General features: G+C 47.5%; 1 pseudogene. It reads right to left on the reverse strand.

The window, feature by feature from the left end:
• Positions 1-1,064: pseudogene (locus R7Q47_RS25225) on the reverse strand (calcium-binding protein); the annotation flags it as partial.
• Positions 1,065-1,230 lie beyond the last annotated feature (166 nt).

Below are 1,230 nucleotides of genomic sequence, written 5' to 3' on the forward strand. Positions count from 1 at the left end.
GCCGTCACACCATCGGCACCAATAATCGCTTGAGTGGTTTCAGTGATGTCATCACCGGATGCAGTGGTGTAGCTATAAGCAAGCGTGACGATGCTACCCACAGGAGCCGGATCGCTCAGTGTCACGGTGTATTCCGCGGTGGTGTCACCTTCCACGACATTTGCTGGACCGGTCATGGTCACGGAAACCGTATCTTCTGGCCCTTGTTCTGCCTCATCTGAAATCGTTGCAATACCCGTAACTGGAGTAGGCTGATCTGGCGTTGAACCGGACAAACTGAAGGTTTCCGATCCTTCCGCTAAATTATCATCGATGGTATCCAAGCTAACCGTAAAAGACTCTTCCCCGATCGGCAGAGAAACAGTGAACGATCCATCATCATTCACCTGAATTTCTTGGGTGGTTCCGTCGGATAATGTAATTAAAACCGTTGTATTTACATAATCTGCACCAACATCGCTCGCCGCCCCGCCTACAGCAGAACCATCATTAAGGGTAAACTCTATGGTAGTTTCTTCTTCCGTTGGTTGATTAAGGGTAACGTCGAAAGAGACTTGCTGCCCTTCATCTACTGCAGGGCTAGAAATATCTTGCACCGTAATTGTTACTGGAATCGGAATTCCTGTCGGAGCTGGTGCCTGAGTTGGAGGGAGAATGTCCAATAAAGTTAGAATCTGAGTGGTTGAAAACCCCGCTCCTTCAGTGCCAACTGTCTCAAAGTTGGTACTAGCGAGCAATTCTGTCCCTGTTCGTGCAACACTCCCTGTTGTCTGAGGACTAGACCCATTTGCTTCGCCCGCTGCGGTTTCAAACTCTTGACCTAGTTGGGTCGGGTCTTGTCCCGCTGCAATAGCTTCTATCAACGCAGTAATATCACCAGTTACATTGATGGAACTGCCTTGCGGTGTCACTTGCTCAATGACCAGTTCTGAAGTGTCTGAAACTTCGTTAATAATTAGTTCCCCTGGTTTAGGCAACTGTCCTTGTTCGAGGGTTCTAATTTCCCCATCGAGACCGATAACTACAATATTACTCATCAATGAGCCAAAAGTTACTCGTTCCATATCTACCTCGCCCCACTTTGAACTAAGTCAAAAGTTTGTCACCCCAATATTTACGTCTATAGTTTAGTCAAAATCATCATATTTTCGTTGTATGTGCAAGGGGCGATGTGCTGATTAACTCAAGGGGCGGGGTTACAGGTGCAGCAAGGAATTGCACAGGTCGTGG

This window comes from Vibrio sp. Vb0349, assembly GCF_033338975.1.